Annotated in this window: 11 protein-coding genes; 8 read left to right on the top strand and 3 right to left on the bottom strand. The window is 65.6% G+C overall.

Features of this window, described 5'->3' with window-relative positions:
* The first annotated feature begins 8 nt into the window (after positions 1-8).
* Together ACFQNJ_RS07055 and ACFQNJ_RS07050 are read left to right on the top strand one after the other, a co-directional pair.
* Positions 9-2,600: an ATP-binding protein gene (locus ACFQNJ_RS07055; protein ID WP_382255434.1), complete on the top strand. Its 2,592-nt coding sequence runs from the start codon at positions 9-11 to the stop codon at positions 2,598-2,600.
* On the top strand, positions 2,590-5,148 hold the full coding sequence (locus ACFQNJ_RS07050) for a PAS domain-containing sensor histidine kinase (RefSeq protein WP_382255433.1): 2,559 nt from the start codon (positions 2,590-2,592) through the stop codon (positions 5,146-5,148). The genes ACFQNJ_RS07055 and ACFQNJ_RS07050 overlap by 11 nt, the downstream gene beginning before the upstream one ends.
* 24 nt (positions 5,149-5,172) lie before the next feature.
* Here ACFQNJ_RS07050 and ACFQNJ_RS07045 read toward each other — a convergent pair whose 3' ends face one another.
* The 3 genes from ACFQNJ_RS07045 to polA form a co-directional block, all read right to left on the bottom strand.
* Entirely contained in the window at positions 5,173-6,006 is an 834-nt protein-coding gene (locus ACFQNJ_RS07045; protein ID WP_382255430.1) for a ZIP family metal transporter, read from the bottom strand.
* 69 nt (positions 6,007-6,075) lie between these two features.
* A complete protein-coding gene (locus ACFQNJ_RS07040; RefSeq protein ID WP_382255427.1) occupies positions 6,076-6,975 on the bottom strand; it encodes a dienelactone hydrolase family protein in 900 nt (299 codons plus the stop codon).
* Positions 6,976-7,033: 58 nt separating this feature from the next.
* Positions 7,034-9,823, bottom strand: a complete 2,790-nt coding sequence (gene polA, locus ACFQNJ_RS07035; RefSeq protein WP_382255424.1) for a DNA polymerase I — start codon at positions 9,821-9,823, stop codon at positions 7,034-7,036.
* Positions 9,824-9,892: 69 nt separating this feature from the next.
* Between polA and ACFQNJ_RS07030 the strand changes: the two genes are divergently transcribed.
* The 6 genes from ACFQNJ_RS07030 (at position 9,893) to ACFQNJ_RS07005 (ending at position 16,633) form a co-directional block, all read left to right on the top strand.
* Positions 9,893-10,249 (top strand): hypothetical protein, encoded by a 357-nt coding sequence (locus tag ACFQNJ_RS07030; RefSeq protein ID WP_382255421.1) that lies wholly within the window; start codon positions 9,893-9,895, stop codon positions 10,247-10,249.
* 19 nt (positions 10,250-10,268) lie between these two features.
* Positions 10,269-11,279, top strand: a complete 1,011-nt coding sequence (locus tag ACFQNJ_RS07025) for a homoserine kinase (protein WP_382255419.1) — start codon at positions 10,269-10,271, stop codon at positions 11,277-11,279.
* 3 nt (positions 11,280-11,282) lie between these two features.
* Positions 11,283-12,086, top strand: coding sequence for a BPSS1780 family membrane protein (locus ACFQNJ_RS07020; protein WP_382255416.1), 804 nt, complete (start codon positions 11,283-11,285; stop codon positions 12,084-12,086).
* Positions 12,087-12,171: 85 nt separating this feature from the next.
* On the top strand, positions 12,172-14,346 hold the full coding sequence (locus ACFQNJ_RS07015; RefSeq protein ID WP_382255413.1) for a PhoX family protein: 2,175 nt from the start codon (positions 12,172-12,174) through the stop codon (positions 14,344-14,346).
* Positions 14,347-14,414: 68 nt separating this feature from the next.
* Positions 14,415-15,674: a hypothetical protein gene (locus tag ACFQNJ_RS07010; RefSeq protein ID WP_382255410.1), complete on the top strand. Its 1,260-nt coding sequence runs from the start codon at positions 14,415-14,417 to the stop codon at positions 15,672-15,674.
* Entirely contained in the window at positions 15,644-16,633 is a 990-nt protein-coding gene (locus tag ACFQNJ_RS07005; RefSeq protein WP_382255407.1) for an esterase-like activity of phytase family protein, read from the top strand. The genes ACFQNJ_RS07010 and ACFQNJ_RS07005 overlap by 31 nt, the downstream gene beginning before the upstream one ends.
* Positions 16,634-16,826 lie beyond the last annotated feature (193 nt).

Raw genomic sequence — 16,826 nt, 5'->3', positions numbered from 1 at the left:
CCACGAACATGAATCCCGACGACAAGGACAACCTCGCCGATGAAAGCAGTCTCACCAGCCAGGTGGGCATGCTCAAGGCCATCTCGCTGACCATGGCGGTAGCGGCCACGGTGCTTCTGGCGCCTGTGTACCTGACCACGCACAACCAGTGGGAGACCGCCGCCACCGCGCTGTTTGCGATCTACAGCTGGTTTTTCTACGGACTGACCCGGCGCGGACATGTCCGTCATGTGGCCTTGTGGATGGTGCTGGCCGTCCTGTGCCTGGGTGTGCTGTCCGTCATCGCCTTTGGATCGGTACGCACATCGTCCAGTTTCCTTTTCATCGGCGCCATTGCCGGCGCCGGTATCCTGCTGGGCCGCCGGGCCCTGATCTGGTGTGTCGTCTTCACCGCCACGGCGCTGGGCGCACTGACCTTGGCCGAGCGTGCCGGCTGGATGCATGCACCGGACATGGAAGTCGGTCTCAAGACCTGGCTCACCCAGGTGGCCACCGTGAGTGTGGTCGCGCTGATCGTCTATCACACGCGACGGCAGCTGGAACGCAACGCCCACCGCCTGCGGCAGGCGCTGGAGCAGCGGCAACGCTCGGAAGCCGAACGGGATCGGAGCCTGGAAAGATTCGCCCGGATCTTCAAGAACAGCCCGACACCCATGCTGGCCCAATCGGGGCATGACGGCCTGATCCTGGATGTGAACCCGGCGTTCGAACGCTGTTACGGCTATCGCAAGGACGAGATCGTCGGCCAGTCGGACGAAATGCTGTGGGGGGTTCCGTCCGAGCGCAAGGCCTATCTGGCGAGTCTGTTCAAGGAGCGCCGGGCCGAAATGCACACCGTGCAGGGACGACGTCGAAATGGAGACTTCTTCGATGCGGTGATCTCCAGCGAGATGGGGACCGATGAGGACGACCGCATGGTCATCACCACCGTGTCCGACATGACCGAGCAGCGTCGCGCGCTGGAGCGCCTGCGGCGATCGGAAGAACGCTTTGCCAAGGCCTTCCGGCTCAGTCCCTTGAACATGCGGATCACGCGCCTGTCTGACGGGCAGGTGCTGGAATTCAACCAGCCCAATGACCATGGCGAACTGGCCCTGCAAGCGCGCGCCAGCGGACAGACCCCCAACCTGACCATCTGGCGGGACGCAGCCGATCGAGAGAGCTATGTCCGGGAGATGCTGGAGAAGGGGCATGTTCGAGGCTGGGAGCGGACGCTGCAATTGCCCGACGGGCGCCAGCGCATCGTGCGGTTGTGGTCGGAGAAGATCGACATTGATGGCGAGGCGTGCGCCCTGTCCTGCGTCATCGACGTCACCCGCCAGGTACACAAGGAGCACCTGCTGCGCGAGATCGCCGAGGGAATGGCTGGCCAGGACAGCGATGCCTTCTTCCATGTGATGGTTCGCCATCTCGCGCAGGCGGTCGAAGCCGATGGTGTGCGGGTGTCCGAGCTCGGGGACGGTGGTCTGATGCAGGACCTGGCGGTCTGGATGGACGGGGAAATCCGGGTGCCATCGACCCACGAGATCCGTGGAACGCCTTGCGAACAGGTGATGCAAAGTGGTCAGACGCTGGTGGTGCATGACAGCCTGTCCGCCTGCTATCCGCAGGCCACCGATCTTGAGCAAGCCGGCTTCCAGTCCTACATGGGACACTGTCTTCATGATGCGGACCGCAGACCCATCGGAATGATCTCGGTGTTCTGGCGCCGCACGCTGGCGCCAGACTCGGACGTGCCACAGTTGCTGTCTATTTTTGCCAGCCGGACCAACGCCGAGCTGTTGCGCATGCAGCGGGACCGCGAGATCAGGACGTTCAACGACCAGCTGGAATGGCGCGTGCGGGAGCGCACCGCCGAGCTGCACAAGCTCAACCAGGAACTGGACGCCTTTGCCTACTCTGTCTCGCACGACCTGAAGTCACCGCTTCGGGCCATCGACGGCTTCACCCAGATCCTCGGCGAGAGCCTGAAGGACCGGATCCGTCCCGACGAGGAGCAGATGCTGGCGCGGGTGCTGGCTGCCACCCGGCGGATGAGCACCCTGATCGCCGACATGCTGGCCCTGGCCAGGGTCAGCCAGGGCCCGCTCCAGCGGGAATGGGTGGATCTGAGCGGTCTGTGCAGTGAAGTCGCGCGTCAGCTGAGCGCCCAGCACCCGCAGCGGCAGATCCGCTTTCAGATCGAGCCGCAGCTGCGGGCGTCATGCGACCACCGCCTGGTGCGCATCGTCCTGGAGAACCTGCTGGGCAACGCCGTGAAGTACACCCGCGACCTGGCGGTGGCCGAGATCACGGTGGGCCTGGTGAGGCCGGCCGATGACACGGCGCACGCCCCGGCCTGTTTCTTCGTCAGGGACAACGGCATCGGCTTCGACATGGCGTACGCCGACAAGCTGTTCAAGCCCTTCCAGCGCCTGCACATGCCCAGCTTCGGGTTCGAGGGGACCGGTATCGGACTGGCCACCGTGCACCGGATCATTGAGCGACACGGTGGCGACATCAGCGGGTCGGGGCAGCCAGATCACGGGGCCGAATTCCGTTTCAGCCTGGAACCCAAACCGTCGACACCGACGCAGAAAGACATCAGCCATGACGCGTAAGCACCGTCACCCGGAGCCCGACACCCCAAGCGGGCTGGCCGAGGTTCACGACAAGGCACTGCTGGCCCTGATCCTGGCCACGGCGATCGCGGGTCCCCTGGTGATCACGGGCATCTATCTGCAGCAAGGCCGCACCCATCTGCTGGAGGTCGCCCTGGCGCTGGAGGCCATGGCACTGGCCATGCTTGGTCTGTACCTGACCGGCCATCGACGCTGGCTGCCACATTTGCTGGTGTATGGCTTGCTTCTGCTCTCCACCGCGGGTGTGGTGGCGCAAGGATCGATCCGGGGCGCCTCGGTGAATGTGCTGCTGGCCACGGTGGTCGGCGCGGGCGTGTTCCTGTCGCGCCGGGCCATGATCTCGGTGGCCTTCGTGGCCGTGACGGTGCTGGCCGTGCTGACCTTTGCCGAGCAGCAGGGCTGGCTGCCGGCGGCCCGGCTCCAGGTGAGCTGGGCCACCTGGGTGACCCACGTGGCGGTCCTGGGCTGCCTGGTGGTCAGTGTGACCTATGGCCGATTCAGACTGGAGCAGACCTATCAGGCACAGCTGGCCGCACTGGACCGTGCGAGCCGGGTCGAAGGCAGTTTGCGGGACACCGAGCACCGGTTCCGCGTGCTGTTCCGGAACAACCCCGCGGCCTGCATCGTGCAGTCGATGTCCAACCTGGAAATCCTGGATGCCAACGATGCGTTTGTGACGCTCTTCGGGTATGGGCGTGACGACCTGGTGGGGGTGCGACCTCCCCGCATGTGGGCAGATGCGCAGGATCAGCTGGCCTTTCGGGCATCGCTGGATGCCCTGGGCAAGGTGGAGGGCCAGCGCGCCCGGGGCGTGCGCAAGGACGGCAGCGAGTTCGACTGCGTGGTCTGGGCCGAGATCGCGACCCAAGACACAGAGCGCATGATCATTGCCATGGTCATGGATGTGAGCGCCGAGCTCAAGTCGCGGCGCGAGTTGGAGCAGTCGAACGAGCGGTTTGCCAAGGCCTTCAACTTCAGCCCTCTGGGCATGACGATCACACGGCTGTCGGACGGCCGTTTCATGGAGGTCAATCCGGCCAATGAGCGCGTGCTGGGCTGGCCGATGGCGGACTTTGAAGGCAAAACCTCGCTGGAGGTGGGTGTCTGGCTGAGCGAATCGGACCGGCAAGACTATGTGAACACGCTGCGCCGTGACGGCCGGCTCCAGCACTTCGAAGCCCGCATGCGCACCAAGCAGGGGGAGGTTGTCGACGTCCGCATCTGGGCCGAAATCATCGAACTGGATGGTGAGCCTTGCGCCCTGTCCTTCACGATGAACGTAAGCGCGGAGAAGCGGCGTGAAGCCATGCTGCTTAGGGTGGCGGAAGGGGTGTCGCCCACCACGGGACAGGCCTTCTTCCTGTCGCTGGCCGAGCATCTGGCGGATGCGGTGGCCGCCTCGGGAGTCATCATTGGCGAACTTCGCGGTGACCACAGCATCGATACCCTGGCGCTGCTCACCGATGGCAGCCTGCAGCCCAACCGGGACGTCCCGATCGCCCACAGCACCTACACCCGGTTGCTGGCGAGTGACGAGCTGCTGGTGATCGACACGCCCAGCCGCCAGGTCCTGCAGAGCACGCCCCCGTTCGACCCCGACCAGATCCAGATGATTGCCGGGATGGCGCTGCGCGATCCCGATGGCACCGCCATCGGGCTGATTGCGGCCGTGTGGCCTGCGGATCACCCCCAGGAGCCCGCCATGCGGGCCCTGCTGACCATCTTTGCCAGCCGCTGCAATGCGGAACTGGTCCGGCTGCGACGAGACCGCGAGATCCTGCAACTGCAGGAGACGCTGGAGCAGCGCGTGCAGGCCAGGACCGAGCAGCTGCAGTACCTGAACCGGGAACTCGACGCCTTCGCCTACTCCGTCTCCCACGACCTGAAGTCCCCTCTGCGTTCCATCGACGGTTTCATGCACCTGCTGCAGGAGCAGATGGCCGGGCGCACCACACCGGAGGACGAAGACCTGATCCGGCGGGTGATGACGGCGGTGACCCGCATGAACAGCCTGATTGCCGATCTGCTCGCGCTCGCGAGGGTGAGCCAGGGGCAGTTGCAGCGGATGGAGGTCGACCTGAGCGACCTGGCCGATGGCGTGCTGCGCCAGGAGCGCCATCGCGATCCGACGCGGGAGGTGCAGGTCACGATCGAACCGGGTCTCAAGGCCAATTGCGACCCGAGGATGGCGCAGATCGTGCTGGAAAACCTGATCGGCAACGCGTGGAAGTACTCGCGCCAGCAGCCGCAGGCCCGCATCGAGATCGGTCAGGACAAGTCAGCCGGGTCGGTGCCACCCGTGTTCTTCATCCGGGACAACGGCGCCGGTTTCGACATGGCGAGAGCCGACCGGCTGTTCAAGCCTTTCAACCGCCTGCACAGCGCCAACGAATTCGAGGGATCGGGCATCGGTCTGGCCACCGTGCGCCGCATCATCGAACGCCACGGCGGCCAGATTCGCGCCGAGGCGGCAGTGGGTCAAGGCGCAACGTTCTGGTTCTGCTTTGGCACGGGTCAGGAAAACTGAGCCCGGCAACCGCTGCAAACAGCGTCAGTGGCGGTGCGCAATGCCGCTGACCAGGGTCACCAGCGCGATGCCCGCGGCCAGCCAGAGGACCTGGGCCACCGTCTCGCGCAGGCCAAGCCTCTTTTGCAACTGGGGGATCAGGTCGGCCAGCGCGACGTAGACAAAGCTGCTGGACGCGGCCACGAGAAAGTAAGGCAGCCAGTCTGCCAGCCTGCCCAGCAGAAAGTAACCCACCAGCCCCCCGAGTGCGGTGACCGTGCCAGCCAGTGACACCTTGACCAGCGCTGCGCGCCGGGTGCCAGAGGTTTGCTGCAAGACCACCAGATCGCCCATGTGGTGGGGCACCTCGTGCGCCAGCACGGCCAGGGCGGCAACCACCCCCAGCTTGATGTCGGCGACAAAGGCCGAGGCGATCAGGATGCCATCGCCGAACGCGTGAACGCTGTCGCCCGCCAGCACCGCCCAGCCCCCCGACCGCTTCTCGTGCGCATGGGCGTGCCCATGACGGTGCGCATGTGCGCCCTGCTCGTGGTGATGATGGTGGTGGTGATCGTGACCTTCGTGCACACTGTCCCCGTGATGATGCTCGTGGCCGTGGTGCCACAGTTCGGCCTTGTCGAGCAGAAAGAAGAACACCAGCCCGGCCAGCAGCAGGGCAAACAGCTCATGCGCACTGGCCTCGCTCTCGAAGGCCTCGGGCAGCAGGTGCATGAAGGCGGTGGCCATCAGGGCGCCCGCGGCCAGGCTGAGCATGTGCTGGGTGAAGCGCGCCAGCATGGCCATGCCCAGCAGGGCCGCCAGCCAGACACTGCCGACACCGGCGGCCACGGTTCCAACAAGGATGGCAAGAAGGATCATGTGCGGAAGAACAAGAACGAAAAAGGGCCGCATGAGCGGCCCCCTGGACGGGAACAGGGACGACAGCCGTCAACCCACCCCGTGTTGCGAGAACCATGCCAACGCCCGCTTCCAGCCGTCTTCGGCGGGCTCCTTGCGGAAACTGGGCCGGTAATCGGCATGGAAGGCATGCGGGGCCTCAGGGTACACCACAAAGGTCGAGGCCCTGGACGCCGCGTTGCCGGACGCCAAAGCCACTTTCATCTTATCAACCGTGTCAAGCGGGATGCCGGTGTCCGCGCTGCCGTAGAGCCCCAGCACCGGGCCGTGCAGCCGCCCGGCCACGTCCACGGGATGGCGGGGCGTCAGTTCGGTGTTCTGCCCGACCAGGCGCCCGTACCAGGCCACACCGGCCTTGACCGCCGGATTGTGAGCGACATACAGCCAGGTCTGTCGCCCTCCCCAGCAAAAGCCGGTGACGCCGAGCTTGGAGGTGTCGCCACCGTTGGCGGCCGCCCAGCGAACCGTCGCATCCAGATCCCCCATCACCTGGGCATCGGGCACCTTGGAGATCACCTCCGCCATCAACCGGGCCATTTCGCCGTAGCTTTGCGCATCTCCCTGCCGGACAAAAAGTTCGGGCGCGATGGCCAGGTAACCGGCTCGCGCAAAGCGCCGGGCGGTGTCGGCGATGTACTCGTGAACACCGAAGATCTCGGAAAGCACCAGCACCACCGGCAAACCGGTCTTGCCCGCCGGCGCGGCCCGGTAGGCCGGCATGCCGAAGCCATTGACGTCAATGGTGACCTCTCCCACGGTCAGTCCGTCGGCGGAGGTCTTGATGGCGGTCTGGGCCAGGGTGGGCAAGGTCGAGGCGGCGTAGCCCACCCCCAGCGCGGCCTTGAGCGCGGTGCGGCGCGTGGCGCCGGCCTCGGTGGACTGGCCGGGCAGCAAGGCCGAGAGGTCCTGGGTCTGTGTCAGGTTGAGCATGAGGCGTGTCTCCTTGAATGGCTGAGAAACCGAGCAGACCCATGCAGGCGGCGAAAGTTCAATGGGCCTGCTCCCAATTCGGCCCTACCCCGACCTCGGCCAGCAGCGGCACCTTCAGCTGCGCGACCCCGGCCATCAGGCGCGGGATCTCGGTGCGCAGCCAGTCCACCTCGGCCTCTGGCACCTCGAACACCAGTTCGTCGTGCACCTGCATGATCATCCGGGTGGCCTTGCCCTGGTCATCCAGCGCCTTCTGCACCGCCACCATGGCCAGCTTGATCAGGTCGGCCGCCGTGCCCTGCATGGGCGCGTTGATGGCCTGCCGCTCCAGCGCAGCCAGTTTGGCGCCCTTGGCGTTCCTGATGTCGGGCAGCACGAGCTTGCGGCCGAAGACGGTTTCCACAAAGCCGTTCTGCTTGGCCAGCGCACGCGTGTCGTCCATGTACTGCTTGACCCCCGAAAACCGGGCGAAGTAACGGTCGATGTAGGTCTTGGCGGCAGCGTTTTCGATACCCAGCGATTTGGCCAGCCCGAAGGTGCCCATGCCGTAGATCAGGCCGAAGTTGATGGTCTTGGCATAGCGGCGCTGCTCGCTGCTCACCTCTTCGGGCTTGATGCCGAACACCTCGGCCGCGGTGGCCCGGTGCACATCCAGTCCTTCGTGAAAGGCGCGCATCAAGGCCGTGTCATCGCTGAGGTGGGCCATGATGCGCAACTCGATCTGCGAGTAGTCGGCGCTGGCAATCACATGGCCCGGCGCAGCCACGAAGGCTTCGCGCACCTTGCGGCCCTCGGCGGTGCGGATGGGGATGTTTTGCAGGTTGGGGTCGTTGCTGGACAGGCGCCCGGTCACCGCCACCGCCTGGGCGTAGTGGGTATGCACACGGCCGGTGCGTGGCAGGGCCAGCTGCGCCAGCTTGTCGGTGTAGGTGCCCTTGAGCTTGATCAGGCTGCGGTGCTCCAGGATCTTGGCGGGCAGCGGGTAGTCCTCGGCCAGCTTTTCCAGCACTTCTTCGTCGGTGCTGCGCGCACCGGTGGCGGTCTTCTTGATGACCGGCAGGCCCAGCTTGTCGAAGAAGATTTCGCCCAGCTGCTTGGGTGACGACAGGTTGAAGGGCTGACCGGCAATCTCGTAGGCTTCCTGCTCCAGCGCAAAGATGCGCTGGCCCAACTCGTGGCTCTGCCTGGCCAGCGTGGGGGCATCAATCAGAACACCATTGCGTTCGATGCGGTACAGCGCCTCGCTGCTGGCAATCTCCAGCTCATAGATGAACTTCAACCGGGCATCGGCCTGCAGCTGCGGCCACAGCACACGGTGCACCTCCAGGGTCATGTCACTGTCTTCGCAGGAATACTCGGCCGCCTTGACCACATCGACCTGGGCAAAGGGTATCTGGTGCGCGCCCTTGCCGCACAGATCCTCGTAGCTGATGCCCTTGCGGCTCAGATGTCGCTCGGCCAGGCTCTCCAGGCCGTGCGGCTTGTGCACCTCCAGCACATAGCTCTGCAGCATGGTGTCGTGCACATAGCCCTGCACCTCGATGCCATGGTTGGCGAACACATGGCGGTCGTACTTGATGTGCTGGCCGAGCTTGTGCCGAGCCGGGTTCTCCAGCCAGGGCTTGAGGCGGGCCAGCACCTCTTCCAGCGGCAGCTGCGCGGGGGCGTCCGGGCCTTCGTGTTTGAGCGGGATGTAGGCGGCTTCGCCCGGGGTGACGCTGAAGCTGATGCCCACGATCTGCGCCACCATCTCGTCCAGCGAGGTGGTCTCGGTGTCGATGGCGGTGAGTTGGGCGGCTTCGATCTTCGCCAGCCAGCGGTCGAAGGCTTCCCAGGTCAGGAGGGTGTCGTAGGCCAGGTTGCTCGCGCGCGGTGCGGTGGCGGCTGGCTCGGCAAACAGGTCGTCGGTGCCGCCCGGGGCCACAGCGGGTGCCGGTGTCGCCGCTTCACCTCCGCCCAGCGCCTTGGCCAGGCCCTTGAAGCCATAGGTTTCGTAGAACGTGCGCAGCGGCTCCTTCTGCGGCTCGCCCATGCGCACCGAGTCCAGCGCCGGCAGGCCGGGCACCCAGCCGTCAAGATCGCAGTCGGTCTTGATGGTCAGCAGCTGGCGACCGATGGGCAGCCAGTCCAGCGCCTGGCGCAGGTTCTCGCCCACCGCACCCTTGATTTGAGCGGCCTGAGCCATCAGGTTGTCGACCGAGCCGTATTCCTGCAAGAGCTTCACCGCGGTCTTCGGGCCCACCTTGTGCACACCCGGGACGTTGTCCACCGGGTCACCCACCAGCATCTGGTAGTCCAGCATCAGCCGGGCCGGCACGCCGAACTCGGCCTCGACCCCCGCCAGATCGCGCACCTTGCCGCTCATCGTGTCGATGATGGTGATGTGCTCGTTGACCAGCTGCGTCAGGTCCTTGTCGCCGCTGCTGATGAGCACCTCGATGCCCTGCCGGGCGGCCGTCATGGCCAGGGTACCGATCACGTCGTCCGCTTCCACACCCGGCACATCCAGCACCGGCCAGCCGCTGAGGCGGATGACCTCGTGGATGGGCTCGATCTGGCTGCGCAAGTCATCGGGCATGGGGCTGCGCTGGGCCTTGTACTCCGGGTAGAGCGCATCCCGGAAAGTCGGCCCCTTGGCGTCGAAAACGCAGGCCGCATACAGCGACGGATAGTCGCTGCGCAACTTCTGCATCATGTTGATGATGATGCGGATCGCACCGGTTTTCTGCACCCTGCCGTCGGGCAATGTGGTGCTCATGGCATCGCCACCGGCAAAAAAGGCGCGGTAGAGGTAACTCGACCCGTCAACAAGCAGCAGGCGCGGGGTGGGCGTTTTTTCGTCAGACATGCGGCGATTGTGGGGGAAACGGCTGGCCACCGGTCTGCCGTCATCCGGCCATCACCCTACAATGGCGGGATGTGCGCACGTCAACTCACCTCGTCCATCCGGTCTGCCGCTCTCGTGCTGGGGCTGGCTGGCCTGCCCCTCATTGCCCTGGCACAGGCCGCGCCCGCCGCGACCCCTGCGACGGACAACAGCGCCCAGACCAGCGGGCCGAATGAACGCATCGAGCGCATCAGCCACGAGGATGCCGGCAGCCTCATCGATGAATTGCGTGTCGGCGGACAGACCCGCAACATCACGGTGCAGCCCAAGAATGGCGCCCCCAGCTATGAGGTGGCCCCGGCCCGCGGTGGTGAGGACATGAGCGACGCCAACAGCGGCTCATCGGCCAATACCGGGCGCAGCCGCTGGCGTCTGCTGTCTTTCTGATCACCCTTCACCGCTTGCCATGGCTGTCTACACAGAAGTCCCCTTCGGGGAAGCCGCCGCGCTGGCCGAGAAACTGGGCCTGGGTACGCTGACGGAGCTGCGGGGCATCCAGGGCGGCATAGAGAACACCAACTATTTCATCACCTGCGTCACCGATGGGGTGGCCCAGGAGCACGTGCTGACGGTGTTCGAGCGGCTGGGCTTCGACCAGTTGCCCTTCTACCTGCGGCTGATGCAGCACCTGGCCCGCAAAGGCATCCCGGTGCCGGGCCCCGTGGCCGATGGCAGCGGCGAGATCCTGCACACGGTGCAAGGCAAGCCGGCGGCGGTGGTGGAGAAGCTGCGCGGCCGCAGCGAACTGTCGCCGACGGCTGGCCATTGCCAGGCGGTGGGGGACATGCTGGCGCGCATGCACCTGGCCGGGCGGGACTTCGGCTTGCAGCAGCCCAACCTGCGGGGACTGAACTGGTGGAATGACACTGTGCCCGTGGTGTTGCCACACCTGGCCGCGAGCCAGCGAGACCTGCTGACTGCCGAGCTGGCCTACCAGAATCATGTGGCCGCCCTGCCCGCCTACACCGCCCTGCCCCGTGGCCCCATCCACGCCGACCTGTTCCGCGACAACGTGATGTTCGAGGACGGTCGCCTCAGCGGCTTCTTCGACTTCTACTTTGCCGGCTGCGACACCTTCCTGTTCGATCTGGCGGTGTGCCTGAACGACTGGTGCATCGTCCATGCCGAGGGCGACGACGACGGTCAGCATGACGAGACCCGCGCACAGGCCATGCTGGCGGCCTACCAGGCGGTCAGGCCTCTCACATCGGCCGAGCGCCAGCTGCTGCCGGCCATGTTGCGTGCCGGCGCGCTGCGTTTCTGGCTCTCGCGCCTGTGGGACTGGTACCTGCCGCGCGACGCTGCCATGCTCAAGCCCCACGATCCGGGGCACTTCGAGCGGGTGCTGCGTGCCCGTCTGGCGCGCCTGCCAGACCTCTCGGTTCCGCTGCTCGACGCAGCGCCTGTCACGGCCTGAGTCATGCGCCTGAACATCGTCCCCGCACGCACCGGCTGGTCCTGGATCCGCCTGGGCTGGAAAACTTTCCTGCGCCAACCCCTGGCACTGGCGGGCCTGTTCTTCATGTTCATGATGCTGGCGTCGCTGCTGTCGGTGATCCCTGCCCTGGGCGTGGCCCTGGTGCTCACGCTGATGCCCATGGTCAATCTGGGCCTGATGGCGGCGACCCGGGAGGCGGACAGCGGCCGGTTTCCCATGCCCTCGATGCTGGTGACGGGCCTGCGTGGCCCCCGGGACCGGGTGCGGCAACTGTTGCTGCTGGGTGCGGGCTACGCCATTGCGGTAGCCGTCATTCTGCTGCTCGTGTCGGTCATGGCGGGCGATGCCATCGGCCCTCTGACGGCGGGCGACGATCCCAGCACCGAGGAGCTGCAGGCGGCGTTGCAGCAACGCAGCACGGCGCTGCTGCTGGCCCTGGTGCTCTACACCCCGGTGTCGATGGCCTTCTGGCACGCACCGGCCCTGGTGCACTGGCACGGGGTGCCGCCTGTCAAGGCGCTGTTCTTCAGTCTGGCGGCCTGCTGGGCCAACAAATGGGCCATGCTGGTCTACCTGCTGGGCTGGGGTCTGGTGCTGGTGGTGGTCGGCAACCTGGTGACCGGCATTGCCGCGGCCGTGGGCGGCGCGCAGGCCCTGCAGATCGTCATCCTGCCCGCGTCTATGCTGATGGCTGCGATGTTCCACACGTCCATCTACTTCACCTACCGGGACAGCTTCATGGACACCGAGCCTGAGGCACCGGTCCAGAGCGACCGTCCGGACTGACTGTCACACCAGCACCGCCAAGCTGTCACGGCGGTTTCACACAGTTCACGGATGCTTCGCGGGTTTTCTGTTCAACCCACGAGGCATGACTGTGACCACTGAGCACACCCGTCCGCACGACGTCTTCAACGTCGAAGATTCCAACACCACCGCCAACCCGCACATCGAGCAGGTGCTTCAATCGCGCCTGAGCCGCCGTGAGCTCTTCAGGGGCGCCGGTCTGGCGGGTACCGCCGTGGGCGCCGCGACCCTGACCGGCTGTGCCGCCACTGGTGGCCAGGGACCGGCCAACCCGGTGAACCAGCTGGGCTTCAAGGCCGTGGCGAAACACACCCTGGACAAAGTGGTGGTGCCTGAAGGCTACAGCGCCCAGATCATCTATGCCCTGGGCGACCCGCTGACCCCGCAGGCACCGGCCTTCCGCAACGACGGCACCGACACCGCCTTCGACCAGCGTGCTGGCGACCACCACGACGGTATCGAATGGTTCGGGCTGGATGCCCAGGGCAAGCCGTCGACCGCGGCGGCGCTGCGGGGTTTGCTGGCCATGAACCACGAGGCCACCACCGACGAGAAGCTCACGTCCTTCTTTATCCATGCCGACGGTGGCAAGGCATCCCTGCCCCGCCCTGCGGCAGAAGTCGACAAGGAACTGATGATCCACGGCCTGAGCGTGGTCGAGGTGCAGTCCGATGGCAAGCGCTGGTCCTACAAGCCGGCCTCGGCCTTCAACCGCCGCATCACCACCATGACCGAGGCCGAGATCCATGGCCCCGCCCGCGGCAGCGAGCATCTGGTGACCAAATACGACGCCTCGGCCACCAAGGCACGCGGCACGCTGAACAACTGCGGCTCGGGCAAGACCCCCTGGGGAACGTACGTGTCCGGCGAAGAGAACTGGTTCGGCTACTTCTTCCGCGACGCCAAGGATGATGCCGCCCGCAAGAAGGACAAGCAGGTCCAGGCACTGATCCGCTACGGCCGCAAGGCCGGCGCGGCCAGCCGTCACGGCTGGGAGAGCGCCGGGCCGCAGGACCAGTATGTGCGTTGGAACAACAGCGCCATCGGCGCCTCGGCCAAGGAAGACTACCGCAACGAAATGAATACCTTCGGCTATGTGGTGGAGCTCGACCCCTACGACAGCAAGGCCGCCCTGCGCAAGCGCACGGCTCTGGGCCGCATGGGTCATGAGAACATCACCTTCGCCCGCGTGAGCGCCGGCCAGCCGGTGGTGGCCTACATGGGCGACGACGCCCGCGGCGAATACATCTACAAATTCGTGTCCGATGCCAAGTGGGACCCGGCCGACGCCAACGCCGCCAACCGCCTGGCCGCCGGCGACAAATACCTGAACAAGGGCACGCTGTTCGCCGCACGCTTCAAGGACGACGGCACCGGCGAGTGGCTGGAACTGTCGATGAAAAACCCGGTCATCGCCAACAGTTCGTACTTCGAGTTCAAGTCCGACGCCGACATCGCCATCTTCACCCGCCTGGCGGCTGATGCGGTGGGCGCCACCAAAATGGATCGCCCCGAGTGGGGTGGCGTGAATCCGCGCAATGGTGAGGTCTACATCACCCTGACCAACAACAGCAACCGCACCGTGGCGACGGCCGATGCCGCCAACCCCCGCGTCTACACCGACGCCAAGGCCGGCAAGGAACAGAAGGGCAACGTCAATGGCCACATCATCCGTCTGGCCGAGAAGCAGCCGCAGGAAGCCACCTTCCGGTGGGACATCTACCTGTTCGCCTCGGAAGCCGGCGCCGATCGGGGCAAGGTCAACCTGTCCAACCTGACCGACGACAACGACCTGTCCTCGCCCGACGGGCTGGTGTTCAGCCAGGCCACCGGCCTGTGCTGGATCCAGACCGACGACGGTGCCTACACCGACGTGACCAACTGCATGCTGCTGGCTGCCATGCCCGGCCGCGTGGGTGACGGCGGTGCAAAGACCCTCTCGTATGGCGACAAGCAGGTCAAGACCTACGTGGGCAAAGAACAGTCTGCCGCCACATTCAAGCGCTTCCTGGTCGGCCCCAAGGGCGCCGAGATCACCGGTATCACCGAGACGCCCGACGGACGTGCCTTGTTCATCAACATCCAGCACCCGGGCGAGAACACCAAGATGGCGAACGTGACCGACCCGTCGAAGTACGAAAGCCAGTGGCCTGCCAATGCCGGCTATGGCAACGGAAAGCGTCCGCGCTCGGCCACCATCGTCATCACCAGGAACGATGGCGGCGTGATCGGCACCTGATCACCGGACCACCTGTCCAAGGCCCGCCTCGGCGGGCCTTTTTTTGACCTGTCATGACTGGAACATTGATGATGCGTATTCCTGCCTGGGCCTTTGCACGCCTGACGGCCGCTGCCCTGCTGGCCCTGCCGTTGCTGACACACGCTGCGCCACCGGCTGGCCGTGCAGCGCCTTTCCGCCTCGCCGCCCACCTGCCGGTCGACGGCGTGGCCGAGATCGTGGCCGCCACGCCGGACGGCATGACCCTTCTGTTCACCAGCGCAGACGCGGGCCGTGTGGGTGTCGTGGACATCCGCCAACCCGACAGACCAGCGCTGAAAGACTGGATCGACGTGCGCCTGCATGGCGTCGGAGAGCCGACCTCCGTGGCCGTAACCCCTGACGGGCGATTCGCGGTGGTCGCCATTCGCATGGACGATGACCAGCACAACGCCCGTCGCGGGCTGCTGCGAATCTACGATGTCCGGCGCCCGGAGCAGGTGCGACATGTGAAGGACATCACCGTGGGCGTCGGCCCCGATTCGCTGGCACTGGCGGGCCAGGGTCGCACCCTGCGCGCCGTGATCGCGATCGAAGACGAGGAGACCAACGCCAAAGGCGATGCCCTGCTGGGCGGGCAGCGCCCGGGATTCATCGAAGTGGTCGGTCTGCAGACGCTGTACGGCGGCCGAGACTCGGGACTCCAGCGGATGGACCTGGTGGAAGCGTTGCGCGGCACGGACGGAGTGCTGTATGCCCATGATCCGCAGCCCGAGTTCGTCAGCATCTCACCATCGGGGCGGCGGGCGGCCGTCTCGCTGCAGGAGAACAACGCCATCGCCATCGTCGACCTCAGCGATGCCCGCCGAGCCCGCCTGGAGCGTGTATTCAGTGCGGGGATCGTCGAGCGCCAGGGCAATGCCGATCTGGCCAAGGACAAGGAAGTTCGGCTCAAGGACAGCTTCAGGGGCCGGCGTGAACCCGACGCCATCAGCTGGGTGAACGATGACGTGCTGGCCTTGGCCAACGAAGGCGATGGCAAGAAGGATGAGAACGGCAGCTTGCCAGGCGGCCGGGGCTTCACCCTGATGGATGCGCGCGGTCGGGTGGTCCATGAAGACAACGGCGCGCTGGAAGCGATCGCCGTTCGCCATGGTCACTACCCGGACGGGCGTTCGGCCGCCAAAGGCATCGAAACTGAAGCGATCACCGCTGCCCGGTTCGGCAAGACGCCGTACCTGTTCGTGGGATCGGAGCGCGGTTCATTCGTGGCGGCTTATCAGATCACCGGCTGGACAAGCCCGAGTTTGTCCAGTTGTTGCCCACCGGCCAGTCTCCGGAGGGCCTGACCACGGTCACCCGTCGACGGGACGGCCAGCAGTTGGTGGTGACCGCCAACGAGGGTGATGGATCGATCCAGATCTACCGGCATGACTCAGGCGCGCCGGTCAGGGAACCCCAGCTGCTGTCCGCATCGGTCGACGTACCCTGGGGTGCGATTTCAGGGCTGACCCAGGACGGACGTCACCTGTATGCGGTGCCTGACAACGCGTTCGGCCAATCCCGCATCTGGCGCATCGACCCCAACCCGGGCACCCCAGGCCAGTGGACGATTGACCAGACCATTGCCATTCGGACGGCCGATGGTCGGGCGGTGAAGGCCGATCCTGAAGGCATTGCCCATGTGCCCGAGGGCTTCTGGATCGCCAGCGAGGGCGCCAAGGTGGCGGACAACGCACTGCTGCTGGTGGACCGGGAGGGCGTGGTGCGCCAGCAGGTCTCGCTGCCGCCTTCCGTACAGAGCCGCTTTGCGCGTGCGGGCATCAGCACCGGGTTTGAGGGCGTGGCGGCCTCCCCGGATGGACAGACGCTGTACCTGGCGATCCAGCGCGGCTTCGACCCGGAGAAGCCACAGGCGGCCATCGTGCGCTGGCATCGTCCCACCGACACCTGGACCACCGCGCTCTATCCCCTGGAGCGGCACAGCCGCGACCCCAAGACGTTCTGGATGGGGATCTCCGAAATCCAGTTGCTGCCCGATGGCCGACTGCTCGTGCTGGAGCGGGACAAAGGCGGCGGAGAAGCGCGCGCCATCAACGCTGAAGTCAAGCGGATCTACAGCGTGCGGGTTGGCGACATCGAGGAAGGGGCCGTCCTGGCCAAGCAACTTGTGCGCGATCTTCGGCAAGACCACAACTACCTGCAGGAAAAGGCAGAAGGCATGGTGGTCTTCCGGGACGAGTTGTGGGTGGTCAACGACAACGATGGCGCGGGATGGACCCGCTGGCTGCCGCTGGGACGCCCCTGAATGTGGTTTCTATGCGACACATTCACTCCAAACCCCAAGTGTCACAGAGATTGCATCTGCTTTCGATGGGCGGAATCAATAATCAAGTGCAACACCCAACCGGTAAGGTACCGCGATGGGCAAGCACTACGAACAACTCACGGCTGAAGAACGAGCGGCGATCATGATGATGAAGGCGGACAACTGCTCGGCG

Origin of the sequence: Hydrogenophaga bisanensis, assembly GCF_042665135.1 — a bacterium.
Lineage (GTDB): Bacteria > Pseudomonadota > Gammaproteobacteria > Burkholderiales > Burkholderiaceae_C > Hydrogenophaga > Hydrogenophaga bisanensis.
Note: the sequence above shows the minus strand (reverse complement) of the source record. Positions and strands in the feature narration are given on the sequence as shown.